27 protein-coding genes are annotated in these 26,776 nt (G+C 63.6%); 15 read left to right on the plus strand and 12 right to left on the minus strand.

What is annotated here, in order from left to right; all coding sequences use genetic code 11:
* The first annotated feature begins 50 nt into the window (after positions 1 to 50).
* From rimI to HFX_RS13290, 7 genes are all read left to right on the plus strand, one after another.
* Complete coding sequence (gene rimI, locus HFX_RS13260; protein WP_004059414.1) at positions 51 to 539, plus strand: ribosomal protein S18-alanine N-acetyltransferase; 489 nt, start codon at positions 51 to 53, stop codon at positions 537 to 539.
* A gap of 105 nt (positions 540 to 644) precedes the next feature.
* Complete coding sequence (locus HFX_RS13265) at positions 645 to 3,077, plus strand: bacterio-opsin activator domain-containing protein (RefSeq protein ID WP_004059412.1); 2,433 nt, start codon at positions 645 to 647, stop codon at positions 3,075 to 3,077.
* A 143-nt stretch (positions 3,078 to 3,220) separates the two neighbouring features.
* Positions 3,221 to 3,571 (plus strand): HalOD1 output domain-containing protein, encoded by a 351-nt coding sequence (locus HFX_RS13270; RefSeq protein WP_004059410.1) that lies wholly within the window; start codon positions 3,221 to 3,223, stop codon positions 3,569 to 3,571.
* Positions 3,572 to 3,758: 187 nt separating this feature from the next.
* The gene (locus tag HFX_RS13275; protein WP_004059408.1) at positions 3,759 to 4,301 is read left to right on the plus strand and encodes a DUF5810 domain-containing protein; all 543 of its coding nucleotides are present in this window, start codon (positions 3,759 to 3,761) and stop codon (positions 4,299 to 4,301) included.
* A 24-nt stretch (positions 4,302 to 4,325) separates the two neighbouring features.
* Positions 4,326 to 4,916, plus strand: a complete 591-nt coding sequence (locus tag HFX_RS13280) for a DUF5809 family protein (protein ID WP_004059406.1) — start codon at positions 4,326 to 4,328, stop codon at positions 4,914 to 4,916.
* On the plus strand, positions 4,913 to 5,476 hold the full coding sequence (locus HFX_RS13285) for an NUDIX hydrolase (protein WP_004059404.1): 564 nt from the start codon (positions 4,913 to 4,915) through the stop codon (positions 5,474 to 5,476). The genes HFX_RS13280 and HFX_RS13285 overlap by 4 nt, the downstream gene beginning before the upstream one ends.
* Position 5,477: 1 nt before the next feature.
* A complete protein-coding gene (locus HFX_RS13290; RefSeq protein WP_004059391.1) occupies positions 5,478 to 5,825 on the plus strand; it encodes a rhodanese-like domain-containing protein in 348 nt (115 codons plus the stop codon).
* A gap of 170 nt (positions 5,826 to 5,995) precedes the next feature.
* On the opposite strand, the gene yciH is transcribed toward HFX_RS13290, so the two are convergent.
* From yciH to HFX_RS13320, 6 genes are all read right to left on the minus strand, one after another.
* Positions 5,996 to 6,289 carry a stress response translation initiation inhibitor YciH gene (gene yciH, locus HFX_RS13295; protein ID WP_004059389.1) on the minus strand — a complete coding sequence of 98 codons (294 nt, stop codon included), beginning with the start codon at positions 6,287 to 6,289 and terminating at the stop codon, positions 5,996 to 5,998.
* A gap of 65 nt (positions 6,290 to 6,354) precedes the next feature.
* Positions 6,355 to 7,380, minus strand: a complete 1,026-nt coding sequence (locus tag HFX_RS13300) for a hypothetical protein (protein ID WP_004059387.1) — start codon at positions 7,378 to 7,380, stop codon at positions 6,355 to 6,357.
* A 148-nt stretch (positions 7,381 to 7,528) separates the two neighbouring features.
* Positions 7,529 to 8,710 carry a helix-turn-helix transcriptional regulator gene (locus HFX_RS13305; protein ID WP_004059385.1) on the minus strand — a complete coding sequence of 394 codons (1,182 nt, stop codon included), beginning with the start codon at positions 8,708 to 8,710 and terminating at the stop codon, positions 7,529 to 7,531.
* A gap of 40 nt (positions 8,711 to 8,750) precedes the next feature.
* Positions 8,751 to 11,006, minus strand: coding sequence for a transglutaminase TgpA family protein (locus HFX_RS13310; RefSeq protein ID WP_004059383.1), 2,256 nt, complete (start codon positions 11,004 to 11,006; stop codon positions 8,751 to 8,753).
* Entirely contained in the window at positions 11,003 to 12,037 is a 1,035-nt protein-coding gene (locus HFX_RS13315; protein ID WP_004059381.1) for a DUF58 domain-containing protein, read from the minus strand. Before HFX_RS13315 ends, HFX_RS13310 begins: the two co-directional genes overlap by 4 nt.
* Positions 12,034 to 12,990 (minus strand): AAA family ATPase, encoded by a 957-nt coding sequence (locus tag HFX_RS13320; RefSeq protein WP_004059374.1) that lies wholly within the window; start codon positions 12,988 to 12,990, stop codon positions 12,034 to 12,036. Before HFX_RS13320 ends, HFX_RS13315 begins: the two co-directional genes overlap by 4 nt.
* Positions 12,991 to 13,254: 264 nt before the next feature.
* On the opposite strand from HFX_RS13320, the gene mutS reads away from it, so the two are divergent.
* Both mutS and mutL read left to right on the plus strand, forming a co-directional pair.
* Entirely contained in the window at positions 13,255 to 16,014 is a 2,760-nt protein-coding gene (gene mutS, locus HFX_RS13325; protein WP_004059373.1) for a DNA mismatch repair protein MutS, read from the plus strand.
* Entirely contained in the window at positions 16,011 to 17,663 is a 1,653-nt protein-coding gene (mutL, locus tag HFX_RS13330; protein WP_004059371.1) for a DNA mismatch repair endonuclease MutL, read from the plus strand. The genes mutS and mutL overlap by 4 nt, the downstream gene beginning before the upstream one ends.
* 139 nt (positions 17,664 to 17,802) lie before the next feature.
* Here mutL and HFX_RS13335 read toward each other — a convergent pair whose 3' ends face one another.
* Positions 17,803 to 18,108 (minus strand): zinc ribbon domain-containing protein, encoded by a 306-nt coding sequence (locus tag HFX_RS13335; protein ID WP_004059370.1) that lies wholly within the window; start codon positions 18,106 to 18,108, stop codon positions 17,803 to 17,805.
* Positions 18,109 to 18,231: 123 nt separating this feature from the next.
* Here HFX_RS13335 and HFX_RS13340 point away from each other — a divergent pair, with 123 nt between their 5' ends.
* Positions 18,232 to 18,468, plus strand: coding sequence for a hypothetical protein (locus HFX_RS13340; protein WP_004059369.1), 237 nt, complete (start codon positions 18,232 to 18,234; stop codon positions 18,466 to 18,468).
* Here the strand turns inward: HFX_RS13340 and HFX_RS13345 are convergent.
* Both HFX_RS13345 and HFX_RS13350 read right to left on the minus strand, forming a co-directional pair.
* Positions 18,428 to 19,408: a 5,10-methylenetetrahydromethanopterin reductase gene (locus tag HFX_RS13345; protein ID WP_004059368.1), complete on the minus strand. Its 981-nt coding sequence runs from the start codon at positions 19,406 to 19,408 to the stop codon at positions 18,428 to 18,430. The two genes, HFX_RS13340 and HFX_RS13345, sit on opposite strands and share 41 nt — an antisense overlap.
* Positions 19,409 to 19,438: 30 nt before the next feature.
* Entirely contained in the window at positions 19,439 to 20,194 is a 756-nt protein-coding gene (locus HFX_RS13350; RefSeq protein ID WP_004059367.1) for a coenzyme F420-0:L-glutamate ligase, read from the minus strand.
* 125 nt (positions 20,195 to 20,319) lie between these two features.
* On the opposite strand from HFX_RS13350, the gene HFX_RS13355 reads away from it, so the two are divergent.
* Positions 20,320 to 20,709, plus strand: coding sequence for a homing endonuclease associated repeat-containing protein (locus HFX_RS13355; protein ID WP_004059366.1), 390 nt, complete (start codon positions 20,320 to 20,322; stop codon positions 20,707 to 20,709).
* 148 nt (positions 20,710 to 20,857) lie between these two features.
* On the opposite strand, the gene HFX_RS13360 is transcribed toward HFX_RS13355, so the two are convergent.
* A complete protein-coding gene (locus HFX_RS13360) occupies positions 20,858 to 21,352 on the minus strand; it encodes a metallophosphoesterase family protein (RefSeq protein ID WP_004059365.1) in 495 nt (164 codons plus the stop codon).
* A 60-nt stretch (positions 21,353 to 21,412) separates the two neighbouring features.
* Here HFX_RS13360 and HFX_RS13365 point away from each other — a divergent pair, with 60 nt between their 5' ends.
* From HFX_RS13365 to ddh, 3 genes are all read left to right on the plus strand, one after another.
* Positions 21,413 to 22,660, plus strand: coding sequence for an NUDIX domain-containing protein (locus HFX_RS13365; protein WP_004059364.1), 1,248 nt, complete (start codon positions 21,413 to 21,415; stop codon positions 22,658 to 22,660).
* Positions 22,661 to 22,870: 210 nt separating this feature from the next.
* Complete coding sequence (locus HFX_RS13370; RefSeq protein WP_004059363.1) at positions 22,871 to 23,641, plus strand: DUF3179 domain-containing (seleno)protein; 771 nt, start codon at positions 22,871 to 22,873, stop codon at positions 23,639 to 23,641.
* A gap of 90 nt (positions 23,642 to 23,731) precedes the next feature.
* Positions 23,732 to 24,658, plus strand: coding sequence for a D-2-hydroxyacid dehydrogenase (gene ddh / locus HFX_RS13375; RefSeq protein WP_004059362.1), 927 nt, complete (start codon positions 23,732 to 23,734; stop codon positions 24,656 to 24,658).
* A 44-nt stretch (positions 24,659 to 24,702) separates the two neighbouring features.
* On the opposite strand, the gene engB is transcribed toward ddh, so the two are convergent.
* Both engB and HFX_RS13385 read right to left on the minus strand, forming a co-directional pair.
* Complete coding sequence (engB, locus tag HFX_RS13380; protein ID WP_004059361.1) at positions 24,703 to 25,320, minus strand: GTP-binding protein EngB; 618 nt, start codon at positions 25,318 to 25,320, stop codon at positions 24,703 to 24,705.
* A gap of 93 nt (positions 25,321 to 25,413) precedes the next feature.
* Complete coding sequence (locus HFX_RS13385) at positions 25,414 to 25,902, minus strand: GNAT family N-acetyltransferase (RefSeq protein ID WP_014732408.1); 489 nt, start codon at positions 25,900 to 25,902, stop codon at positions 25,414 to 25,416.
* A gap of 121 nt (positions 25,903 to 26,023) precedes the next feature.
* Here HFX_RS13385 and HFX_RS13390 point away from each other — a divergent pair, with 121 nt between their 5' ends.
* Positions 26,024 to 26,749, plus strand: a complete 726-nt coding sequence (locus HFX_RS13390) for a 5-formyltetrahydrofolate cyclo-ligase (RefSeq protein ID WP_004059359.1) — start codon at positions 26,024 to 26,026, stop codon at positions 26,747 to 26,749.
* Positions 26,750 to 26,776: the final 27 nt, after the last annotated feature.

The following is a 26,776-nucleotide window of genomic DNA, read 5'->3' on the forward strand; positions in this document are numbered from 1 at the left end:
CACACGAGCGAAGCCGCGTGCTTTTCCATCACCGTCACATACCGCCGAATGTGAGGGAGTTCGACGACGCACTCGCCGACAACGTGGTCATCCGGCAAGCTGACCGCGCCGATTTACTCGACGTGCTCCGCATCGAGCGGGCGTGTTTCTCAGAGCCGTGGCCATACTCGGCGTTCGAGCTATTCGTCGACGAACCCGCATTCCTTGTGGCGACTCGCGAAAACGAGGTCCTCGGCTACGTCGTCGCCGACGTGATGCCGAACCACGGCAACGATATCGGCCACGTCAAGGACCTCGCGGTCCGAGAAGACGCCCGCGGAAACGGACTTGGACGGCGACTACTCGTACAGTCACTGGCGGCGATGACCATCGCAGGAGCGACCGTCGTCAAACTCGAAGTTCGCGTCTCTAACGACCCGGCGATACGGCTCTACCGGAGCGTCGGCTTCGAATCCGCCCGTCGAATTCCCGGCTACTACGGCAACGGGGAAGACGCCTATATCATGGTTCTGGACCTCAGCGAGTGGAAATCTGACTGACACAAGCGCGGTGAAGTTCGTGGGAGTCCTTATCATGGACACGGTCGTACTTCGATTGTGTCACCGCCAGCCGAAGTTCTCTGTGTAAGTGACGACGGCGGTTTTGTGGATTCCCTCGAATCGTCGTTCGACTCACGTTCCGAGGACACAACCATCCGCCACGTCAAAAGCGGATTCGCTGCCTACGTGGAACTTCTCGATGCAGCGTCGGTTATCCACTGTGTCGTCCTCGCTGTCCCGCTCGCAGACGGTGACGAAGCCGAATTTACCCGCAATATTCGCGAACACGGACTTGACGTTCCAGTCGTCGTTGCGACCGACGACGAGCGCGTCGCCAAGCGGGTTCTCGACGCGGGCGCGACGGATTATGTCGTGTACGACGACCCCGAAACGCTGTCGCGGGTCGCCACTCGTGTCCAGCGAGCGCTTTCGGAATACCGCTTTAGACAGTCCCATCGCGACCGCCTCGAACAACAGGAACGAGAAGCAGCGGCCGAGCAGTACGTCCGAATGGTGGACGCCGTCGCCGACGCGGTATACGCGATCGACGCCGACGGACGGTTCACCGCCATCAACCCCGCGTTCGAGCGTCTCACGGGACTGACGCGCGAGCAGGTCATTGGCTCGCCTGCGAGTCACATCGTCGGAACCCACGACCCAACCGACGGCGGTGACGGCGACGACCCAACCGACAGCAGTGATAACGCCTTTGTGGCGACATCGACGCAGATAGTCGAGTTCGAGCTAGAGACGCCCGACAACGGCGTGGTTCGGGTCGAAAACCACCGGACACCACTCGTCGTCGACGGCGAAAAAGTCGGGTCGGTCGGCGTGCTTCGCGACGTGACGCAACGACACCGCTACGAGCAGTTACTGGCGACACTTCACGAACGAACACGTGAGATGATGAGTGCAACCAACCGGGAGGCGGTTCTCGACGCCGCCGTCGAAACCTGTGACGAGGTACTCGGCGACGCTCGAACTGAGTTGTTCGTCTTCGACGAGGACCGAACCGCTCTCACTCGCGTCGGCGAGGAGGGGTCGGGTCTGGGTGAGAAGCCGCCCAGTAGCGGTATCAGCGACGGCGGCGTCTGGGAGGCGTTCGTCACCGGCGAGGTTCGCGTTGTCGAGGTGATACTGGGCGGGGATGTCGTCGATGGCGCAGAACAAGTTATCGCTGCGCCACTCGGTCGACACGGCGTCCTCGTCACCGGCCATCCGGGAACCGTCGCCCCGAACGAGGTCGACGTCGAACTCGTGAACTTGCTGTCTGCCACCGTCGAAGAGTTACTGGAGCGAATCGACGCAGAAACCGAGTTACGCGAGCGCGACAAGCGACTTGCCAGACAGAACAAGGCGCTCACGAAACTCAACCGGATAAACACGACTATCCGAAACGTCATTCAGTCGCTCATTCGTGCCCCAACCCGTGGCGAGGCACTCTCCGCCGTGTCCGAGCATCTCGCCGATGCAGCCCCTTACAGCGTCGTCTGGCATGCCGAAGCGAGCGAGGTCGACGACGAGTTCCGGCCACCGCCAGACACCGTACACGGAGCGGATGCCGCCTACATAGATAGACTCGGTGAGGTAGCGACGAACGCGCCGCTGTTCGGTCTGCTCACCGACGCCATCGAGACGGGCGAGATACAGACCGTCGACGACGTGCTCGACGACCTCGCATGGGCGGACCACCGGGGCGATGCGCTCGCCTACGGATTCCGGTCTATTGCAGTCATCCCCGCGGTTGCCGACGACCGGGTCGAAGCGTTGTTCGTCGTCCACGCAAACGAACAGGAGACCATCGCGAACGAAGACGGCCTCCTCACGGAACTCGGAGAGACCGTAGGCTACGCCATCACCGCGACGAATCGCGCCGATGCCATGCTGACAGAACGACAGACACAACTCCAGGTCCAACTCGGTGGCGACCGACTCTCACTCACCCGTCTCGCTCAGCGCGTCGGCCACGAGGTGAACCTCACTGGAGTCATCCCGCAGTCGGATGGCTCCGTCATCGCGTTTATCGTCACCGACGCAGCCCCCGACGACGTGGCCGATGCGGGACGGGACGTTGCGACTCGTGTCAGACAACTCTCGACGGATGGGTCAGAACATCTATTCGAACTTCGTCTTCCGCGAGAATCGTTATTCGAGACACTGTACGCCTCCGAGGCAACGCTCTGCGCACTGCACGCGTCAGGAACACAGACCACGCTCACAGTCGAAGTTCCGGAGCGGATTCGCGTCCGGTCGTTCGTCGACGCACTCGATACGAACTACCCCGGCACGAGCCTCCTGTCTCGTCGGACCTGTACCGAAGGAGCCACGTCACCGGCGACGTTCGTCTCCGAGATACGCGATGCGTGGACGGACCGCCAGTACGAGTCGATTCGGGCGGCACACCTCGCGGGATTCTACGAGTGGCCGCGTCGCAGTACGGCGGAGACGCTTGCCGAGACGTTCGACATCAGCGCGCCGACGTTCCAGTACCACCTTCGCGCCGCCGAACGGAAGCTTGTCGAACACGTCTTCGAATGAGGCGTGTTACCAATTGTTTCTCAGTCAGGACTCTAGGTGAATAGAGTCGTCACAGGAGACACCACTAGTTGGATAGCAGGGAGCGATATATCCACAACTGCCGACAGGGTAGATGTCGGCATCTCGCCGACGCGAACCGAACCATGGACGAAACTCGCGTATTACAGGGCAATGATGTGGGATGGAACACTGGCACGAGCGAAGAGGTTGTCGCTCGACATGATTGGGATGGACAAGACACACTCGCTGTGACTGTCGTTTCGGCGACCGCCCAACTAATTGATAAAGACGTTTCTGAGCTTCCACCACTCTCCGAAACCATCGACCCGGATGCGCTCAGTCGACTGTTCGCCCCGCTGTCCCGGGAACCAGCGTCGGGCGAACCGATTGTGCGTGGATCGAAGGGCTCTGCACGCGGGCGAGTCCGGTTTCGGTACGCTGCCTGTGACGTGACCGTCTGGGCCGACGGGACGGTCATGGTCACGTCTACCTAACAGCATCGCGACGCAATTACCACCACCACCATAGGACACACCACAGAGGGGTGCGCCGTGGCCACTCGTCGGCAGTCCGCACACCACAACCACACCACACCGCACCATTGCGGACGCCACGACCGCTTCCTCCCTCTTTCGAGTAAACTGCGACGGGTTTTGGTACACTCAGCCACTACCGGCCGGTATGGGATACGCCTGTCCGGTCTGCGACGCACCGCAACGCGACGAGACGCATCTCGCGAACCACCTCGCGTTGCAAGCCATCGTCCACGGTGACGACCACGAGACGTGGCTGGACGAACACGCGCCCGACTGGGATTCGATGAATCCCGATTCGCTCGGGCCAGTCGTTTCCGACTTCGCGGAGGAACACGAGTTCGACGAAGTGTTCGAAGACACGGTCGACCGCACGCAGCGCCACAAGCACGGACACGGCCACGAGCATGGAATCGGACACGAACACGGACACGGTCAGACACCCCAGTTCGGCGGCCGAGACGGGTCGGAACCGCTGTCCGGTGACGCGGCACGCATTTTCGAGGAGGCGAGGTCGCTCACTGAGGAGATGCAAGACGACGAGGGAGGAACGAATGACGACGAGAGTGGAGCAAACGGCGACGAGAGTGGAGCAAACGGCGACGAGGGCGGTGCAAACGGCGACGAAGTCGGGACCGAGGATGCCGACCAGCGCAACTCGGACGACGACGCCGACGAGAAAGAGTCGTAAGCCCGGCCCTCGAATCGATGGGCGATGGAAACCCACGGGACGATTTCTCCGGAGTCGCTCGCTGACGCCGAAACGGCCTTCGACCGCGTTGGGCCGACAGCGCAGGTGGTCGTCAGAGAGACAGCCAAAGCGATGGACTTCGACCGCGACGAGTACCGAGACCGCGTGACCGGCGAGGTCGTCGAGACCGTCCGCAACGCGCTGTTCGCCGAGTCACTGGCGGTTCGCGTCGGGTCGCGAGCCGAATTCGACGACTGGCGTTCGGACCACCCGGACTACGAGGTGGTCGAACTGGGCAACCCCGATGTCGAGCGCGTCGCGTGGCACGCGATTCCGTTCGCTGAGACGGTCATCGCGACGACCTTCCAGAACGAACGCGAGGCCGCGGTAAGCACGCTCCGCCGCAACGCCTTCGGACGCGTCTACCGTGATGCAATTCTTGAGGGAGGAGACGAAGACAACGACGACACGGGTGACGGTGAAGAACACGAAGGCGACACAGGTAGCGACGAAGACAACAGAGACGATACAGACGGCGACGAAGACAACAGAGACGATACAGACGGCGACGAAGACAACAGAGACGATACAGACGGCGACGGAGGCGACCAATGACCGACGACGGCCGTCGGCACGAACAACTTCCTGACCCCGAGTGGCCGGTGCTCGAATCGGAGACCGAGTACGAAACGGGCTGGTTCACCGGCGGGTACGACCTCGTCAAACAGCCGAACGGCACCACGAAACGCTACTACTGGGCCGAACTGGCGACTGCCGTCGTCGTCATCGCCGTCGCCGACGACCACGTCGTCTTCGTCGAGCAGTACCGTCCGACCATCCGCCAGACGCAACTCGAACTGCCCGCGGGAATCGTCGAACAGGGCGAGTCTTTCACGGATGCCGCAGTGCGCGAACTCCGTGAGGAAACCGGGTTCGCCGCCGATTCGGCTTCGGTCATCGGCGACGTGTGGTGTTCAACTGGCGTGCTCCGTCACCGACGCGGCTTCGTCTTCGCGGAGGGACTCACGCCGGTCGAGCGCGACTTAGACGACAACGAGTTCCTCTCGGTTCGTGCGGTCCCAGTCGACGAAGTCGTCGAACGCGCGACCGAGTCGCCGACAAACGACGCCACGCTCGAAGGCGTCCTGCTCGCGTACGAAGAGGGGTTATTGTAACGTGTCAGTCGAAGAAATCCCGCCCGCGGAAGTCCAGTCGCTCCTCGACAGCGACGACCCACCGGTCGTCGTCGACGTGAGCACGGAAGCGGAGTTCGAGTTGGGTCACATCCCCGGAAGCATCAACATCCCGCTCGTCAACCTCGTGTCGCATCTCGGGCGCGTCGCGGGCGCGGACCACATCATCACCGTCTGTCCCCGGGGAGAAGCGAGTATACAGGCGGTCCGACTGCTATCGTCCTACGAGGGGACCCAAGACGCGCAAATCGAGAGTATGGCCGGTGGCCTCAACGAGTGGGAGGGACCACTCGAAGAGGGCCTCGACGAAGCGACTGCTGGTGGCGAGTAGTTCAGACTGTCGGCTGTAACTGGTTCAAGATATTCGGCACCCCAAGGTGCCGAAATGCTTCACGGACTTACAGCCGGTAGTATCAACGCAACGCGCAGTCGAGCTAGTGCAGTCGCTCTCGACGGCTTGGTCACAAAAATAACTCGACGTCGGGCTAGTTTAGAGGTCGGTCACGCGACGTTGAACCCCTTTTCGCGGAGGAAATCCCCCACTCGGCCGCGGTGGTTGCCTTGGAGTTCGATGGAATCGTCTTCCACGGTCCCACCACAGGCGAATTTCGATTTCAGGTCCGACGACAGGCTATCCATGTCGACGTCCTTCGGATCGAATCCCTCGATGACTGTAACCTCTTTTCCGTAGCGGCGCTCGTCGATGCGGATGACAATCTCCTGAGACTCTTTAGCGACGTCCTCGCAGACGCAGAGCTCTTCAGGGAGCCCGCACGTCGAGCAGACTTCCGACATTACAGTGTGGACCTACAGGATGGGGATATTAAACAGTATCGGGAGAAAGGGTGTGGTCGCCCGAATTAGGTATTCGAATCGTCGGTGGACGACGTTTCGCTATCGGCGGTGGTCGTCTCCGTGTCACCGTCTGCTGTCGCCTCCGTTCCGTCTTCAGTGGACTCGTCGTCCGTCGTCACAAACGGGTTTCCGTGGTCGGCGTCTTTGGCTTTCGCGTCTCGGCCCGGCGGCGTGTCGGGAGAGTTGGTGCGGTCGTCGTCAGCGGGACCATTTCCAGACTTCTTGTTGGAGGAGCTAGTGTCGCTGGCGTTCTCTGTCGAGTTGTTCCCTCCCGAATTACCATTTCCCGGGACAGCACCCGGACCAACGTCGTTCGGCCTGCCTCGGTTGTCGTCGGACTCGTTTTTATCGTCGCCCGACCTTGCTCGTTCGAGACCCTTTCCGGGGTTGTCGCCCGTGAGGCCACGGGCCATCTCGGCCACTTCCGGTCCGGTGAGTTCGCTCGCCCGAGTACGGAGTCTGTCGAGGTCGGCGGTATCGACCCCGCGCTCACGCAGGGCTTCGGCGGGGACCGACGAAGCGGCGTCCGAGGTCCGGTTCAACATCGACTTGGTCCGTTCGATATCCGCAACCGTCCGAGTCATCTTAACCCGGTACTGGCCCTCAGGAATCGTCCCGTTCTCACGACGTGCGTCGAGTCGTGCTTTGCGCTGTTGGAGGTCAGTCAGTCGCCCGCGGACCGTCTCGACCTGTTGGGCGACGACGGCCGCCTTTGAACTGTTAGAGTTCGCCTTGGAGAGACGTGTCTCGAACGCTCGGCGTTCGAGTTCACCGTCTGTCTCGGACCCCTGAACGCCGATAACAGCGGCGAGTTTCTGTCCAGGTGGCGTCTGTGAGGCGGCGGCGTTGGCGGGCGGGGATTCGGTGCTGTTGTTCGTTGAACTCTGGGCAGCAGGAGCTGTGAGTGGCCCGTCAGAGACAGCGGCAACTGTCTGTGTCGGACTACTCGGGGCGGCAATAGCGAGCGGTGCACCCACCGTCGCCAGCAACACGAGCGCAGCGACAGCAAGTGCAGCGGTTCGTCGGCTCATCACGCCACTGTTGGACTCCCGATTCAATATAAGCGTGCGGTCGTGGCCGCGAATCAACTCCAGTTAACGGCAGTTTGGGGGTTCCAAACCAACACGCCTCCGTCTCCCGATTAGCAGGTACTGAGAACCGTGAACGGTCGTAAGCCTTTTATTGGTCCTCGGAATCGTCGTCTTCTGGCAGCCTAAGTACGTTTTCGCGGCCGAGGCGGAAGCCTTCGATGGTACCCTCGTCGCGCATCCCGCGAACGACCTTGCTCGTCTTCGCGTCGGTCCAGTCGAGCGCGCCGGCGACTTCCTGTTGCTTGACGCGGCCGCCGCGAGACTCGATGAGGCGAAGGACGCGCTCTTCGTTGCTGAGGAGTTCGGACGGTGGACTCGGGGTCTCGTCGCCAGCCTCGTCGGCCGACGGTTCGGGACCTGCCACGCTCCCCTCGTCGCCCGAATCCGCTTCGGCGGCTGTGTCGCTGGCAGCGCCCGGACCAGCGGTTGGCCCTGTCGTTTCAACGCTATCGGCTGACGAGGGTTCGCCGCCACCGAATACTCCGCGTGACCGGAGGTACATAGCTGCACCACCGACAAGTATCGCCACGAGGGCAAGTGCGGCGAGCGCGCCTGTCGTGGAGAAGGGACTGTCTGCCGTGTCCGGCGTCGGACTCTGCGTCGTCCCGGGTCCACCCGCGCCGCGTTCGAGGACGACGCTGGGTTCACCCGAGACGAATTCGGTTTGGGAACCGCGCCAGATAGCCGTGTTTTCTCGCGTATCGTCGGCCGACGGTTCGACCGTCACCGCGCCGTACTCGTCGGGCCACGAGACGATAAGTCGGGAACTGCTATCGAGGAAAAAACCCTCGATGGAATCGCCGACGACGATTCGGTCACCGTCGACCGCCGCGAAGTTGGACCAGTCGAACGAGTAAGTGACGACGCCATAGCTGTCGGGAAGCGACCGCGTTTCGGCCGAGACAGAGATGTTCGTCTCGGCCATCTCGCGACCGGTCGCGTTCTCCGCGGCGGTGACCGTCGAGTTGATACGGTCCGCGAACGCGGCCGTGTAATCGCCCGGGTTGGCTCGTACGTCTTCCTGTAACGACTGGAAGGCGTCGGTGGTGTTCTGGTCGTCGAGTCGGGTCCAGTATTGGATTTCCCAGCGAGCATCGCCACTCGCGTCGACATCGACGACGATACGCGTGCTGTCAGGCTCGACGCCCTGCTGGACGAGAGGCTCGACACCGGGGCCGGTTGCTGACCCCTGTGCCGTGACTGGTGCGGCCACGGCAAGCACACAGAGCACGGCACATAGCAGTGCGGAGACAGCGTGTCGTGTCGCCATTGGACGTTCCTGTGTGCGCACACAGAAAAAGTGACGCGATTCAGTTCGTCCAGCGTCTGACAACCGGCAGACGCGACCTAACGGCAGTGTTCGCCACAGCGATTGCTTCATCAGCGTCCGCCCGGGTGACGCCGTGGCCGTACCGGGCGCGCTCGTAGATTCGACCGACGTGCCGAGTTCGTTCGTCGAGGCCGACCCGAGAGAGTGCGTCGAGGTAGTGCCGAACCGTCTCGCCGGGGCGGCGCGGTCGATATTCGCGTTCGAGTGCGAGTTCCAGACGGTCGTACGCGCGGAACACGTCGTGTGCTGGCGAGTCAGTTCGTCGCTGATATGCCGCGGTGGTCACAAAGCGAAGTTGGTCCGGGAACCGAGTCCGACGGACGCCCGCGACGAGACCGACGAGGGCGGCAAAGCCAACAAACAGCGTCTCCCGCGACGGTAACGTCGGATTGAATCCGCCGCCCGTGTCATCCGTGCCCGTCGTGTTACTGGCGGTTGGGGTGATACCGAGGCGCTCGTCGAGGCTGGGAGGGCGGCGGTTTTCGGTCGTCGTGTTCGATTCCGTCTCGTTCGGCGTCTCGGTGGGAGTTGGCGTAACCTCCTCGAACGTGTTCTCCTCATCTTTCGTCTCGTTGGTGTCGACTCCCGCAAGACCCTCGGTTCGGGCGTCGTCGAGCGCCGTCGATTCGGCGTTCCGCCGGGGGCCTGTGGGCGTCGGGTCGAAGCGAACCCATCCGGTGTCCTCGAAGTACACCTCGACCCACGCGTGCGAGTCGAGGCCGCGAACGACGTACCGGTCGTCACCAACGCGTTCGCCTGTCGTGTAGCCGGTTACGAAGCGCGCCGGAACGCCCTCAGAGCGCAGGAGGACGACCATCGTCGAAGCATAGTAGGTGCAGTATCCCTCCTCCATCTCGAAGAGGAACGATTCGGCGATGTCTCCGTCCGGACGCGACACCTGCAAGGAGTAGTTCTTGTTCGTTTCGAGCCATTTCTCGACGGCGACGGCCTTGTCGTAGGGTGTCTCCGCAGTGGCTGTTATCTCGGCGGCGTGCTCGCGAACGCGGTCAGACGTGCTGTCGGGGAGCACAAGATAGCGCTCGCGAATCTCGTCCGGGTAGTCGGTTCCGGTTCGCCGGAGTGATGCCGGGGTGTACTGCGGGACGGCGCTCGTCACGTTGTAGGTCTCGTCCGTGCCGATAGTCCGACTGGGTCGGATATTCCCTTGCTGGGTGACGAGCGTCTCGGATGCAACATCCCCGTTGACGGCGACCGGTCGCCACGCCGCGGGCATCGCATCGAGCGGTGTCGCCGGCGAGACAGTCTGTTCGACCAGCCGTGACGGTCCCTTTGGGCCAGTCAGTCGTCCGCCTGAGTAGGGTTCAGCATCGCCGGTACGAACCCACCCGTCGCCCGTATATCGGTCGAACGAGGCTGTCTGCCAGTACGACGGCGACGTGCTCTCGACCTCGAACCGAACCTTCGGCGAGAGACTGATGCTCCCGATGACGGAGATGCGGTCGCTTGCGCTCACCAGACTGGCTTCGACGGTCGGTTGCTCGGCCACGCCGCCGCTCGGGATGACGGGCGACGCGCCCGCACCGGGGAGCACCGTGACACTGGCCGAGAGGACAATCATCGCGGCGAGAACGATGGTAAGGACGTCGAGTTGGCCGCCGTCGCGACCGAATCGGTCGATACCGTCGAAGCCAACCGCCGCCATGCCCGCGGCGATGCCGACGAACGTGAGCGTTCCGGTCGCGTCGGTCGTCAGAACGAACAATCCGAGGCCGCTCCCGGCGATGGCGACCGCGGGGGCGATACGACCCCGGACAGCGAGGTACCACGCGAGAAACGTCGGACCGGGCGTTACTGCGAGCGCCCATACGTCCGCAGAGAGCAGGCGGAGCGCCGACAGGCCGCTGAGCAACGCCAGCGAGTCGGCGAGGATTCGCTCCGGTGAGAGCAACGCGAGTTGACTCGGCGGGAGTGCAAGAAAGTACGCAGCGAAGCCGCCACCGGCGATGAGTGCGCCGAGAGCGAGTGCGACGCGCGGTCGAACCGTGCGCCCGACAATGGTCGCGAGGACGAGCGTTCCGGCCGCGAGAAGGACAAACTGGGTGCGTCGACCGACCACGTCGGTGATGTCGTAGAGTACGGTGAGGAACGTCCCGAGGAGGACGAGCGTTCCGGCCACGGCCAACAGATTCGCGGGGATTCCAAAGACCGTGTGCTGCGCCGTCGAATCGGTCGCTTCCGTCGAAGACGACCGTCTGCGGGGCGATTCGGTACTCATGCTGTCACCCCGTGTCGTCCAGACTGACCTATTCCACCGTCGCCGGACCGGCCATCCGCAGAGGCACCCGTGTCCGTGGTCTCGCTCACCCGAAGTTGGTCGAACGTCGTCTCGCGCCCGGCAATCCGCACGTGTGTCCGTCCGGCGTCACCGCGGACGACGACTTCAGCGGTCTCGTCCGGGACCACGCCCGTCCGCATCCGCGAGAGGTGAGCGAGGATACGCCGTCCGTCGCCGGGTGCCGCATCGACGATGCCAGCGGGCGTCGTGAGACGGACCGGGATGCCCACATCGAGGAGTGAACAACAGAGCGTCGCGGCCGCCTCAGCCACATCGTCTTCGTAGCCGTCCGACGTGCCGACCGAGACGGCCACTGCGTCGGATGCAGCGCGGTCGTTGTACGCCTTCACCACGAGGTCGCCCGATTTGGCGCTCGATTTCCAGTGGATATCGCGGAGCGAGTCGCCCGGAACGTACTCGCGGAGACGGTCGAACTCGTCGCGGTCGTCGGTTAGTTGGCGCGTAACGAGCGCCGAGAGGTTGCGCCGAGCCGTCGCGGTGAGCGACCGAACGCGGGGAAAAACGAGTACCTCGGTCGTTTCGCCGACAGTGAAGGACTTCGAGAACAGGCTGAGGAGGTCGTGTGCGACGATAGTCACCGGGCCAATCGTCGCCGGGCCGCGAGCGCGGTACGTCACGTCGTACGAACGTCGCCCGTCGCCGACGACCGACTCGATTGTCGCCTCTCCCGAGAGACCGTCCGAGAGCGCGTCCGTCGTCGTCGCCGGAAACGCCCTGTCGGCCTCAATAGTAAGTGAGACTGTGTGTGTTTCACCCGGGAAACCGTCGTCAGGTGGGTCACGAACGACTCGCGGCGGGGAGGCCCGCCATACCTGTACCGCCCCAACAACGAGGGCGACGACGACCGGGATGACGACGGCGTTGAGCGCCCGCGGTCCGAACGCGACGGCGTTCACCACCCCGAGTACGACGACTACCAGCGCGACCCAGCCACGGCGAGTCAGTCTCATTCGACCGGGGTGTACTCGACCGCTCGTTCGACCACATCAACCCCGGATTCGCCACTCGTCGTCCGAATGCGGTGCGCCCAGACGCTCCGAACCTCGCGCTGTACGTCGTCGGGAACGACGTAGTCGCGGGCGTCGAGCGCGGCGCGGGCCTGCGCGGCGCGGATGAGCGCAATCGAGCCGCGCGGACTCACGCCGAGATGTGCGCGTTCTCGGGTGTCGGCGGCGAGTCGCGAGACGTAGCGCCGAACGGGTTCGCTCACGGTTACGCCGAGGATGGTCTCACGGGCGTCTCGAACGTCGGCCGCTGTTGCGACTGGTTCAAGCGACTCTATCGGATGATGGCCGGAAACGCGGCCGAGTAGTTCGGTCTCTTCGGCTTCGTTCGGATAGCCCAGATGAATCTTCTTCATGAACCGGTCGAGTTCGGCCAACGGGAGGTCGTAGGTTCGGTCGGGTTCGACGTCGTTCTGTGTCGCGATGACCGTGAAGGGGTCGGGAACCCGTCGTGTGACGCCGTCGACGGTGACCTGCAACTCCTCCATTACTTCGAGGAGCGCGGCCTGCGTCTTCGGCGGTGCGCGGTTTATCTCGTCGCCGAGGACGACGTTTCCGAACACCGGGCCTTCGCGGAATTCGAACTCACTCGTCTGTTGATTGAAGACGTTCACGCCGGTCACGTCCGACGGCAGGAGGTCGGGGGTAAACTGAATGCGCTCGAACGAGCCTTCGATGGAGGTGGCGATAGCGCGGGCGAGCATCGTCTTTCCCACGCCCGGAACGTCCTCCAAGAGGAGGTGACCGCGGGCGAACAGCGTCACGATGATATCTTCTATCGCGTCGTGGTGGCCGACGATGACGCGTTCGACGTTCTCGGAGATTCGCGTTGCAAGGTCCGAGACCGCCTCGGCCGACTGCGCGGAGTCGAAGTCGGAGTCTGCATGTGCATCAGTCATTGATAATCCGGATGTCCCGCCGACTGGACTGCAAAGCCGGACGGGTCTCTGTTCAGTATTATTATCTCAATCTACCTAACCTTGCTGGGTGTGCGCACACATCACCCAAGAGAACCGCCGGACGGGTGAGGTGCCCCAAGAGAACGCCGAACAGTCGAGATGACCCAAGGAAACGCCGGACAGTCGGAATTCTTACACGAAACGGGTGACTCCCGAGCGGGCCGTTCCCGGGCGTTTTTATCGCTCGGCAACCCGGTACCGGGTATGAATTCGGACGCCCAGCGCGAGGCGGTGTACGGCGCACCGCCGGAGATGCTGGAAGTGCGAGACGACCTGACGCCCATGCTCTCGCAGTACGCCGACCTCTGTGAGACCCACGATGACGCGGTCGTACTGTTCCAGGTCGGCGACTTCTACGAGGCGTTCTGTGGTGCGGCGAAAGCGGTCGCACGAACCTGTGAGGTCACGCTCACCAAGCGCGAGGACTCGACCGGGACGTGGCCGATGGCCGGCATTCCCATCGATAACGCGGCGGGCTACCTCGAACGACTGCTCGACGCAGGCTATCGCGTCGCGCTCGCCGAGCAGGTCGAAGACGCCTCGGAAGCCTCCGGCTTGGTGGACCGCGCCGTCACACAACTCATCACGCCGGGGACCGTCGTCGACGAAGAGCTACTGGAAGCGGGACGGGCGACCTACCTCGGCGCAGTCGCAAAGAGTAGCAAGAACAGAAGTGACGACGAATACGGCATCGCCGTCGTCGATGTCTCGACCGGTGAGTGTCTCGTTACGGGCGCTGACAGGGCCTTGGCACTCGAAGAACTGGAACGCCTCGCGCCCGCCGAACTCGTCGTCGGGCCGAACTGCGACCTGCCGTCGCTCTCGTTCGACCCGATGCAAACGCCGTTCGAACCGGAAGCATTCGAGCCGGGAGCAGCGAGAGAGACGCTTTCTCAGTACGCGCCGCGCCCCGAGGCCGTCGTCGACTCTGATGCAGAACTCCGGGCGGTCGGCGCGCTCCTCGCCTACGCGGAGTACGCACAGGGCGATTCGAAACTGGAGTACGTGACTCGGGTGACGCGCTTCGACCCCCGTGAGTTCCTCCAACTCGACGCGACGGCCATCCAGAGCCTCGAACTGTTCGACTCGCGGAGCACCCGCGCCGGAAGCACGCTCTTTTCGGTCCTCGACGAGACGGCCTGCGCACTGGGTCGCCGCCGACTCGAAGCGTGGCTTCGTCGCCCGCTCGTAGACCGCGAGGCCATCGAGGCGCGACTGGACGCGGTGGACGCCCTCTGCGACGACGCGCTCTCGCGGGCCGACCTTCGAGACCACCTCTCGTCGGTCTACGACCTCGAACGTCTGGTCGCCCGGGTCTCGCGCGAGCGAGCGAACGCCCGCGACCTTCGCTCCCTGAAGACGACGCTCGACCGCGTTCCCGAAATTCGCGAAAGTCTCGCAGAGACCGACTCCGCGCTCCTCTCCAAACTCCGTGACTCGCTAGACGAACTCGAATGTGTTCGCGACCTCGTCGGTCGCGCAATCGTCACCGACCCGCCGCAGGAGATTACCGAAGGCGGCGTCATCGCCGACGGGTTCAATGCCGAACTCGACGACCTCCGCGGCACCGCCGAAGACGGCCGCGAGTGGGTTTCGAACCTCGAAGTACAGGAGCGCGAACGAACCGGCATCGACTCCCTCGAAGTCGGCTACAATCAGGTCCACGGCTACTACATCGAGGTGACGAATCCGAATCTCGACCGCGTGCCCGACGACTACGTCCGCCGCCAGACGCTGAAGAACTCCGAGCGCTTCTACACGCCCGAATTGAAGGAGCGCGAAGACGAGATTCTCCGGGCCGCCGACCGGGCCGACGCCCTCGAATACGACCTCTTCTGCGAGGTTCGCGCCGACGTGGCCACGGAATCGGAGCGCATCCAAGCCGTCGCGGACGTGTTGGCCGACCTCGATGTGTTGCGCACCCTCGCCGACGTGGCCGTCGCCAACGACTACGCCCGGCCGGAGTTCCACGGCGGTAGTGCTGGTGGCGGCGAGAACACGTCGAACGCGAAGTTCGACGGAGAAGGCATCGAGATCGACGCCGGAAGACACCCTGTCGTCGAGCGCGCCCAAGGCGAGTTCGTCCCAAATCCGGCGTCGATTCCACAGGGCGGCGTTGCGCTCATCACTGGACCGAATATGTCCGGCAAGTCGACGTACATGCGGCAGGTGGCGCTCGTCTGCATCCTCGCCCAGATGGGGAGTTTCGTCCCCGCCGATGCGGCCCGGTTGCCGGTCGTTGACCGCGTGTTCACCCGCATCGGTGCCTCTGACGACATCGCGGGTGGCCAATCGACGTTCATGCGCGAGATGAGCGAGTTGACCGAGATTCTCCACAACGCCACCGACGACTCGCTCGTCCTCCTCGACGAGGTCGGCCGCGGCACCTCGACGGCCGACGGGTTGGCTATCGCCCGCGCCGCAACCGAGTTCGTCCACGACGAAGTCGGCGCGATGACACTCTTCGCCACACACTATCACGACCTGACCGACGCCGCCGCCGACCGCGACGGCGTGTTCAACCTCCACTTCACCGCCACCCAGCGCGACGGCGAGGTCACCTTCCTCCACAGCGTCGCCGACGGTCCCTCGTCGTCCTCGTACGGGGTCGAAGTGGCTCATCTGGCGGGCGTCCCCTCGACCGTGGTCGACCGTGCGCGGAACCTCGTGGAAGAAGACGTATCTAACGAGGCCGAAATGAACACGGTCGGTGCTGCCGCGAATGGAAAAGCCGGAGCAACCGACCATACCGAAACAGCCGGAGACGGGACGCTTGCGGCGTACGTCGATGGACTGGAGAACGGCCACAGCGAGGGAGAAACTCGTGACGTGGCGAAATCGAATGCCGAGCCGGCTCCCGAACTCGAAGTCGTCGCCGACCGACTCCGCGAGGCTGATTTGGTTGATACCACCCCACTGGAGGCGCTCAACCTCCTCTCGGAACTCAAAGGCCACCTCGAATGATTCACCGACTCGACCCACAGACCCGCTCGAAAATCGCCGCCGGAGAGGTCGCTACCCGACCCGCGAGCGTCGTGGTCGAACTGGTCGAAAACGCCCTCGACGCGGGTGCTGGAACCGTCGAAATCGAGGTCGGAGGTGACGGAACCGACCGAATTCGCGTTGCTGACGACGGCCACGGAATGTCCGAATCGGACGCCGAACTCGCCGTCGAGCACCACACGACGAGCAAATTGACGGAGGCTGACGACATCGAAACCGTCGAGACGCTCGGCTTCCGGGGCGAAGCCCTCCCGAGCATCGCCGCGGTCTCCCGCCTCGAACTGACGACCAACACCGGCGGACCGCGAGGAACGCGAGTCGTGGTCGAAGACGACGAAACAACTGTCTCGCCCGCGGGCCGCGCGAAAGGGACGACCGTCGAAGTCACCGACCTCTTCGCCGACCGCCCGGCCCGGAAAAAGGCGCTCGCCTCGCCGAAAGCAGAATTTGCCCGCATCTCGGCGGTCGTCACGCGGTACGCGCTGACCCGTCCGGACGTTCGGTTCGTCCTTCGGCACGACGGGCACGAAACCCTCACCACGCCCGGAACGGGCCGGTTCGCGGACGTGATGCTCGCAGTCTACGGACGCGATGCGGCGAGCCACGCGTCCACTTTCGACTCGGTGCGCGAGGTAAAAGCGGGCGGCGAGACGGCTACCGTCGAAATCGACGGGCTACTGTGCTACCCGGACGTGACGCGCTCTCGCCGGGACCACGTCCACGTCTCGGTGAACGGCCGTGCTCTCGCCGAGCCACGAATCAGGCGGGCGGTTGTCGAGGGCTATGGAACGCTGCTCCCGGACGGCCGCGAGCCAGTTGGCGTCGTTCGCGTCAACCTCCCTCCCGAATGGGTCGACCACAACGTCCACCCCGCGAAGGACGAAGTGGGCTTCAGGGACGCAGACGCGGTGGCCGAGGCCGTCGAATCGAGCGTCCGCGACGCGCTCTCGACCGCCGACCTCCGGCGGAGCGGCGAGTTGGCGATGGACCTCGACAGTTCGCTCGAACCGGTCTCTGCCGAGTCGGTCTTCGACGAGATTCGCGTCATCGGTCGCTTCCGTGAGTTGTACCTGCTCTGTGAGGCCGACGACGACCTGCTCGTCGTGGACCAACACGCCGCCCACGAACGCATCAACTACGAACGACTCCGTGAGGCCGTCGAAACCGCGGGAATCGACTCTGTCGCGGTCGACCCACCAGCGACCGTCTCGCTCTCGTCGACCGACGTAGCGCTCCTCGAAGCGAACCGGGGCGTTGTCGAGGCCCTCGGCTTCCGTATCGCCGAGTTCGGTGACGGAACATACCGCGTCGGGGCCGTGCCAGCACCGCTCGGACGGCCATTTAGCCCGGATGCGCTCACTGACGTGGTTGCCGATGTCGCAGCAGGCGATGTCTCCGACCCCCGCGACGAGTTGCTCAAAGACCTCGCGTGTCACCCGTCCATCAAAGCCGGTGACGACCTCACGGACGAGGACGCGACGCGGTTAGTCGAACGCCTCGGGTCGTGCGAGACGCCCTACGCCTGCCCGCACGGTCGGCCGACGGTCCTCTCCATCGACGAAGAGACGTTCGTCCGCGGCTTCGGCCGTCGGAGCGGCCGGCGCGGGTAGATTCGTTTTGTGTGCAGTCTGCTACCGAATGTTTGCTAACTAGTAGCAAGATGGTTGCGCATAGACACCACATATATACCAATTACTTACCAACTGAATACCACACGGTTGCTACAGCACCACAACCGGAGAGCAGCGACTACCAGTCTTTGCAGTCGATACAGACGTACTCGTCGCCGTCGAGCCACCGCTTTTCGACCGATTCGCCACATTGCGGGCACGGTGTCCCGTCAGGGTTCCAGCGGTAGGTTGCGAGTGTGTGTACGCTGTTCTCGGAGTCTGCTTCGGCGTCGCCTTTCGTGTCACTCCCCATGTCGGCAACGGTGTCGCTCTCGGAGTCCGCTTCGGCATCGTCCTCTCCGTCCGTGTCGGCAGTCGATAACTCGGTAGACTCCGTCTCTTCGTCGTCCTCAGCGAAGTAATCGTCAAGCGAGCGGTTCGGCATGGCTCTGAGTCGGTGGGCGCGGCCCTTATCGGTGCCGACAGTCGCCGACAGAGTGTTACTCCGCCACCACCGCCGCCGTGCGAAACCCACACAATCAATATCCCCGAATCCCGAGACTCGCCTATGGCAACACTCACGGATTTCGTCGTGGCGCTCATCCAGAGCGTCCTCGAACTTGTGGTGACGTTCGCCGATGTGGCGCTGAGCGACCCGCTTTCGACGATAAACTTCGTCTTCGGGAACCTGTTTATTCTCGCGTCGGTGGGCGCGTTCGCGTACCTCGTCCTCGGCGCACTCGGCGCGGAGATTGGCATCGGCGCTACTGCTCGGTCACGCAGTATGCCTCCGCAGCAAGAGTAATCGCTTCTTCGAGGTCGGGACCGATTGGTGACCCGACCACGATACCGTCCGCGTAGTCGCGCACTGCGGCCATCTGGTCGGCCACATCGTCGGGCGACCCGGCCATCGAGAAGGCGTCTATCATCGCCGGCGTGACGAGGCCGAACGCCTCGGAGAACGCCCCAGCCGAGATTTTTTCACCGATGTCGCTCGCACGCTCGGCGTCGATACCGTGTCTATCGAGGACCGGCGGGGCCGCTCCCGCAGTGATGAACGCGACCGGCGGCCGGGCAGCCTCGCGGGCCGCGTCCTCGTCTTCCGAGATGGAGACGCTTGCGTAGGCAGCGAGTGTAAACTCGCCACGTTCGTCGGGGCGGTCCTCGCGGCCGATATCGACTTGCTCGCGGGCCCACGCGAGGTCGTCAGGGTGAGAGCCGTTGAACAGCAAGCCATCGGCGTGCTTGCCCGCCATGCGACACATGTGCGGGCCTTCGCCGCCGACGTAGACCGGAATCTCGCCGGGCACGTCGAAGTTGAGTCCGGCGTCGTTGGCTTCGAAGGTACCGTCGTGAGAGACGCGCTTTCCGTTCCAGAGGTCCTGTGCGACTTTGAACGCCTCCAAGACGGAGCGGAGGCCGCGTTCGTCCTCCAGACCAAGGTTTCGGAGCGTCGATGGGTCGCCGGGGCCGATGCCGAGGAGGCCGCGCCCGCCGGAGGATTCAGCGACGGTCGCGACCTTCGCGGCGAGCGTCACGGGGTGCATTTCGTAGGGGTTGGCGACGCCGGGTCCGAGGCGGATATCGTCCGTCTCGGCGGCGAGTCGCGCGAGGACCGCGAAGGGGTCGCGGTTGTTGTAGTGACACGAGACGAAAAGCGAGTCGTAGCCCTCGCGTTCCGCCTGCGTGCCCAGTTCGACGAGGTCGGCTACCGGGTGTTCCGGGGTGAGTTCGAGTCCGAGCATGGATGTGATGTGATGAAGGAAAGAGGGTTCTTAGGGTTCGTAGCTCCAGTCGCGGAGCGCCTGTCGCACGAAATCGCCGTCGATGTCGCGGAAGTGGGCCTCGCTTTCGCCGTGGTCGCCCCACTCGAAGTTGCGGACGACGACGACCGGCGTGCCGTCGTCGCCCTCGCCCTGTACGAGGTTGGCCGCGGCGGCGAGTTCGTCGACGACGCTTTCGACGGTGACGCCGAGTTCGCGGCCGTCGCGGTCGGTTTCGCCGCGCCAGTCTCGTGACGCGCTCAGTCCGGCCCAGCCGAGAGCGACGCCGCGCTGGCCGTGTCTGAAGGGTCGACCGCAAGTATCGGAGACGATGACGCGGTCGGCGGTGATACCGGCGCAGATGCGCTCGGCCGACTTGTTCGGGCGCTTGGGGAGCAACAGCAAGTCGTGGTCGGGGACGTTCGACCGGTCGATGCCGGCGTTGACGCCGACGTGGCCGAATCGCGTCTCGGTCAGGAGGAACGGTTCGTCCATCACGAGGTCGACGCTCTCTTCGAGGACGGCCTGCGCGAATCGCGGATCCTTCTCGTCGTCCGTTAGTTCCGAGAGTCGGGCGGCGAGTTCGCGGGCCCGCGGACCGGCGGGGAAATCGTCGAGGTCGGCGAACCGCCCTTCGGCCTTCGAAACGACCGTCGACGCGACACAGACCACGTCACCGGGGCGAAGGTCGACGCGCTCCGAGATGAGGGCCGCAAGGTCGTCGCCCTCACGAATCTCGGGGACGTCGGGGACGGGAAACAACTCCATACGGGACGGGAGGAAGACGGCAGTGAAAAACAACGGGGTGTTGGCGAACCGGGCCGGTATCACAGTTGGGGTCGAAGTCTGAGAACCCGCGGTACGATTAAGCCATTGTGAACAAACCACATAGTATGCACGACCGGCCGATCGACCCGATGGGGGAACACACAGTCGAGGCGTACCTCGAATACGTCGGTCGCGTTCCGCAGTCAATCCGCGACCGAATCGAGAGGGATGTCCATCCGTTGACTGGAAATCGGGGTTCGTTCCGGTTGAACAATCACGTCCTCTTCGCGGAACTGTATCTCCTCGCCGAAAAGACGGGGACCAGTCCGACGCCGGTCGATATGACGCGGTTCGGAGCGTTTCACGTCTCGTTCTATCGGGACCGGTTTGGGGCGTTCGCGTGCGGGGTCGAGTTCGCCGGTCTCGAACCGAATTTTCACTCGCCCGAAGAACGCGTTCGATACGAGGAGTACGACGTACGCGAGTTCTATACTGAGCCAGTGACGGACGACTGACAGGGAGTATCGTAGCCATCGACAGGGAGTATCGTAGCCATCCGTCTGTTTCGGGTTCCGGGAGTCGACACCGTGGTTCGAGTCCCGAGCAGGAAATCGCTGCACTACGACGATATGCCCCACGAGCGAACAGCAGCAACTCGCCACGTCACCCGCCGCGAACGACCTCGACTGAAAGCGACCCGTCGACGACCGAGCCGACCATCATCGTCGCGTCGTCACTCGGGTTCGCAGCCGTCGCAGTACCCGGATTCAGGATGCGGATACCATCGACGACCTCGTCAAGCACTTCGTGGATGTGGCCGGCGATGCCGACCGCGCCGGTTCCCGCGGCGTCTCTGACGACCTCAGCGACGCGAGACAAGTACCCCGTTCTCGTCCCCGTGCCGTGCGTAACGACGAAGGTGAGTCCATTGAATTCGACGACCTCGACGAAGGGGAGGTCAATCTCTGGTGGGTCGACGTTTCCACAGACGCCGACGAATCTCGACGAGAGGGAACGGAGGTGTTCGAGCGTTTCCGCCGAGTCGAAATCGCCCGCGTGAATCACGAGGTCGGCCGCCCGGACGCGGTCTTCGACCCACATCGGAATGGCGTCGACCCGGCCCGGAACGTGCGTATCGCTCAAAATAGCGAGTCGCATAGTAACACCACAACACCAGTCTGAATAGGCGTTTTGTCAGTTGCCGACGTAGTTCACGATATGACGCACGTCGCCACCGCGTTCCTTCGACACGGCGGGCGCGTTCTCCTCACGCGCCGGAGTGACGAAGTCGGAACGTACCAAGGGCGCTGGGCTGGGGTCTCAGGCTACGTCGAGGGAGACCCCGAAAACACCGAGGTCGACGCTCGGCGAGAACTCAGAGAGGAAGTCGGCGTCACCGATGCCGAACTCGTCCGCTCGGGCCAGCCGCTGTCCATCACCGACGACGGCCGAGAGTGGACCGTCCACCCGTTTCTGTTCGACGTGGCGGACCGCACAGTCGACCCGAACGAGGAACTCGCCGAAGTTGAGTGGGTCCACCCGACCGAAATCCCGAACCGCGAGACAGTCCCCGGGTTATGGTCGACCTATCGCCGCGTTGCGCCGACCGTCGAAACCGTTCGTGACGACGAGACGCACGGCTCAGCCTGGATTTCAATCCGCGCACTGGAGGTGCTGCGTGACACCGCAGTCGAGGCAGAATCGCGAGATGATTTGGTCTCGCTCGCCCGGGAACTCCGCGACGCCCGTCCCAGCATGACCGCCGTCGGCAACCGCGTTAATCGGGTGATGGCGGACGCCGACCGGAGTCCGGAGGGAATCCGCCGCCGCACCGAAGCGGAAATCGACAGCGCGGTCGTCGCCGACGAAACCGCGGCGGCGGAGGCGGCACAACTCCTCCGCAAGCGCGACTTCGACCGGGTTGCGACGCTCTCTCGCTCCGGTACAGTCGTCGCGGCACTCAAAGATGCACAGCCAAGTGTCGTCGTCGCCGAATCACGACCCGGACTTGAAGGCGTCACCGTCGTCGAAACGTTGGCGCGAGCGGGCATCGAAACCACACTCACCACCGATGCGGCGCTTCCGAACCTCGTCGCGTCGGGCGAGGTCGACTGCGTGCTCGTCGGTGCCGACTCGGTTCTCGCGTCGGGTGCCGTCGTCAACAAGGTCGGGAGTTACCCCGTCGCGCTCGCGGCCGACCGCGGCGGAGTTCCGTTCTTCACGGTCTGCGCCCGCGACAAGATACGCAGTGATGACGAGTTTGTTGGTGAAGACGACGGTTCGTTGTACGACGGCGAGGAGTCGGTGAAGACTGAAAACCCGCTTTTCGAGGTCGTTCCCGAGGAGTTCGTGGCGGGCGTCGTCACCGAAGACGGGGTTCTCGACGCTGAAGGCGTTTCGAAGGTTACGGTGGAACACGCCGAACTCGAAGCGTGGGACGACCAAGACGACGACACCGGTCGATGAAAACCGTGAAATGTGCCACCGGCCTAGTCCCTCACGGGCGGCGGTGACGAAGGTTACCCCCTCCGAGCCCCTTGTGACGATGCTCAACAACACCTGAGCCGCCCTTCTAACGACGATTGATTGCTGAGATACATCGTTCCTATCCCTAATCCGTGCGACACTGACACACAACCCCAGTGCGGTTTCAGCCTCCGCGACCCCAGATACCGCATGGACCGACGGGCATTTCTCGGCGTTCTCTCGGCCGCAACTGCCGGACTCGCGGGCTGTACCGGCGGGAATATCCGACCGCCGATAGCGGGCTTTCCCGCGCCCGAAAACCCCGACCCGGTGGTCAAACACGGCTTTCCTGGAACCGTCTGTGGCGACCCGCCGAACCCGTTCGTCGGTATCGAGGCGATTCTCGAACCAGCAGTTGCTCCGGATTGGGAGGGCCGGAACATCGCCGAGAAGTACCGCCTCGGCTACGAGGTTGGACCGGGTCTCGACGACGACGGCTACGTGATTGGTATCGAACGCGGGGGCACGGCCCGCGCGTATCCGCTTTCGATTCTCTGGTGGCACGAAGTCGTCAACGACACCCTCGGCGGCGACCCGGTACTCGTGACCTACTGTCCGATTTGTCAGTCCGGAATGGTCGCGGAGCGCCGCGTCGACGGCGAGGAAACGCGCTTTCAGGTTTCCGGACACCTCTGGCAACCGCCCGAAATCTACGGGTTCGCCAGCGTGCAGGAGGGCCGGGCGTTCGGCGCGTCCGCGTCGTCCGGCGACGCCGACGTTCGAAATTCGGGGAATCTCGTCCTCTACGACGAAGCGACCGGAAGCTACTGGAGTCAACTCTTGGCGAAGGCCATCTGCGGGCCGCAGTCGGGCGAACGAATGCGTATTCTTCCATCGACGGTAACGACATGGGGCGAGTGGCGCGCGGCGCACCCGGGGACTGACACGGTGCTTCCGCTGCCGTGGTCGGAGACGGCGTAGCGTCATTTCGAGGGGCGGAGTTCCGCGGTGAGAACCGGTCACCGACGCCGCCGGCACAAGTTCCTTCGTCCATCGGTGTGACACGCACCCATGCATATCGAACGTCTCGCGGTGGACGAATCGGTCGGTCGCGCAATGCCGCCACAGCGATTCATCGAGGCACTGTCCGACCTCGGCGTGCCCGTCGAATTCGCCGGCGAGGACGAACAGTTCGGGCCGGGCGACGCGGTGGCCTCGTTCGGCCACAGAGACGCCTTTCTCGATGCGGACTGGGTCCACTGCATTCGCGCCGGATACGACGAGTTCCCCGTCGGTGTCTACGAAGAAGCGGGGACGTATCTCACCAACAGTACTGGAATACACGGCACGACCGTCGGCGAGACGGTCGCAGGGTACATGCTGACGTTCGCCCGCCGTCTCCACGCCTACCGCGACGCCCAGCACGACCACGCGTGGGACCTGCCGCGCTACGAAGAGCCGTTCACCCTCGCGGGAGAGCGCGTCTGTGTCGTCGGTCTCGGCACGCTCGGTCGGGGGGTCGTCGACCGCGCGGCCGCCCTCGGTATGGAGGTCGTCGGCGTCCGCCGCTCGGGCGACCCGGTCGACAACGTCTCGACGGTCTACACGCCCGACCGATTGCACGAGGCCATCGCAGATGCTCGGTTCGTCGTCTTAGCGACGCCGCTGACGGACGAAACCGAAGGAATGGTCGCCGCGCCGGAGTTCGAAACGATGCGCGAAGACGCCTCTCTCGTGAACGTCGCTCGCGGACCGGTCGTCGTCGAGTCGGACCTTGTCGCGGCACTCGACTCGGGCGACATCGCGGGCGCAGCACTCGACGTGTTCTCCGAGGAACCGCTCCCGGAAGACTCGCCGTTGTGGGATTTCGAGGACGTGCTCATCACACCGCACGTCAGTGCCGCGACGAGCAAGTACCACGAGGACGTTGCCGCACTCATCCGTGAGAATATCGAGAAGATAGCTACCGGAGACGAACTCACAAATCGCGTGGTGTAATCACCGGGCGAGCGAGGGAGACGGAAAGAACTCCGCGAGAACCGCTAGAGGAACTTGAACAGGTCGTCGCGACCCTGTTCGTGGAGATGCGACCGGAGTGCCTCTTCGAGGTTCGTGATGTCGCCTCGCTTGGCGGTAATCGGGGCGATGACGTTCCGCCACTGCTTCCACGGCGGGAAGAGACCGAGACGGTCACAGAGGTCGTTCAGGCGCTCGTCGCGGTCGTCGACTTTGTCCATCTTGTTCACGGCGACGACGGTCGGAATGTCGAGTTCGTCGAGGAAGTAGAACATCTCCACGTCGTGCGGAATCGACTCGTCTGTGGTGTGGCGGTCGATAATGTCGATGACGCTCTTGCCATCGACGACGAGAACTGCCGCGAGGATATCGTCGGCGTTCTCCTCGATATACTGGACGATATCGGTCTTGATGGCCTCGCGGGTGTCGCTGTTGACGCCCGACATGAACCCGAACCCAGGAAGGTCGGTGAACATGAATTTCTCCGAGGTCCAGTCGAAATGGTTGGGTTTGCGCGTGACGCCGGGTTTCTTTCCCGTCGTGAACTTGCTGTGACCAGTCAACTCTCGCATCAGGGTCGACTTGCCCACGTTCGACCGCCCGACGAGGACGATTTCGTCGCGGTTCGGTCGGTCTTCGAACATACCCGGGGTTCGCCATCACGACAGATAAGCGGGACGGAAGCGACGCGGTAGGTGCTTGGCTCGGTCAATCGCTGGAGAGCGACGAAGGAGAACTCAGATGCGTCTGACGAGTTTGAGCGTCGCCGCCGGAAGGTCGTCGTGTGGTTGCGAGTCGGCGACATCGAACCCTCGTGCCCGATAGAACGAAAGCGTGTCTTCGTCGCCGTCGAGACAGGACGCCCACTGCTCGCGCGCACCGCTGACGACGTGTTTCGCCGTCATCGTCCGGAGGAGCGCAGTGCCGGCACCCGACCCCCGCACATCCGGGTGCGTGTGGAGCGAAAACACCTCACCGCGGCGTTTGTCCGTCATGCCACCGCCGCCAGCCGCGACGACTTCGCCGTCCTCGACAGCGACGACCCACCCATGTATGTCGTCCGCCTTACGCACTTCTCGGTGGAGACGTGACTCGCTGAACCGCGCGTCGACGACCGACCCGACTTCGGTCGGTGCGACGATATTCGCCGCCGCGTCGCGCCACCCTTCGGCGCAGATATGGGCGATGTCCGATACGTCGGCCGCTCTCGCAGTTCGGACGAACATACGCATACGTTCGGACAGATATTGCAAAATCGTTTCGCGGGAGTGAAAGTCAGACTACGGGGGTGAACCAACCAAGACGGGGAAGCTATTCACCCCGTCTGAGATACTGAAGACGAGACCGATGGACAAAGCAGCACTCCGAGACACGGTCTGGGACGAACTCGAATCATCGGGCGAAGCCCGCTTTCCCTTCCCGCCACACGGTCGCATTCCCAACTTCGCCGACGCACGGGCAGCGGCCGATAGGCTCGCCGGGACGCCCGAATGGGCAGACGCGACCGCAATCAAGGCCAATCCTGATGCCCCACAACTCCCGGTCAGGCGGCGCGCCCTCCGCGAAGGTAAAGTCGTCTACATGGCCGTCCCGCGACTCCGCGACGAGCGGTGTTTCTACGAACTCGACCCCGCCCGCATCGACGACGACAACCTCGATAGCGCGCCGACCGTTTCACACGTCGAAAGCTACGCCGAGCAGGTCGCCCCGGACGAACTGCCGGCAATCGATTTCGTGGTCTCCGGGTCGGTCGTCGTCTCCGAGCAGGGTGTCCGAATCGGCAAAGGCGAAGGGTTCAGCGACCTCGAATACGCGGTGTTGCAGGGCCTCGGGGCGGTCGACGACGAGACGACCATCGCAACGACGGTTCACGAACTGCAAGTCCGCGACGACCTCCCGGAGCCGGATTCCCACGACGTGCCGATGGACCTCGTCGTCACGCCCGAGCGGACGGTTCGAACCGAAACGCCGTATCCGCGACCGGAAGGAATCGACTGGTCGGCGCTTTCGGCCGAGCGACTCGAAGAGATGCCCGTGTTGCAGCGGCTTCGGGACAAGCGGGACGCCGAATAGCCCCTGCTTATTTGGCTGTCCGGAGTG

Origin of the sequence: Haloferax mediterranei ATCC 33500 (assembly GCF_000306765.2) — an archaeon.
Taxonomy (GTDB): Archaea; Halobacteriota; Halobacteria; order Halobacteriales; family Haloferacaceae; genus Haloferax; species Haloferax mediterranei.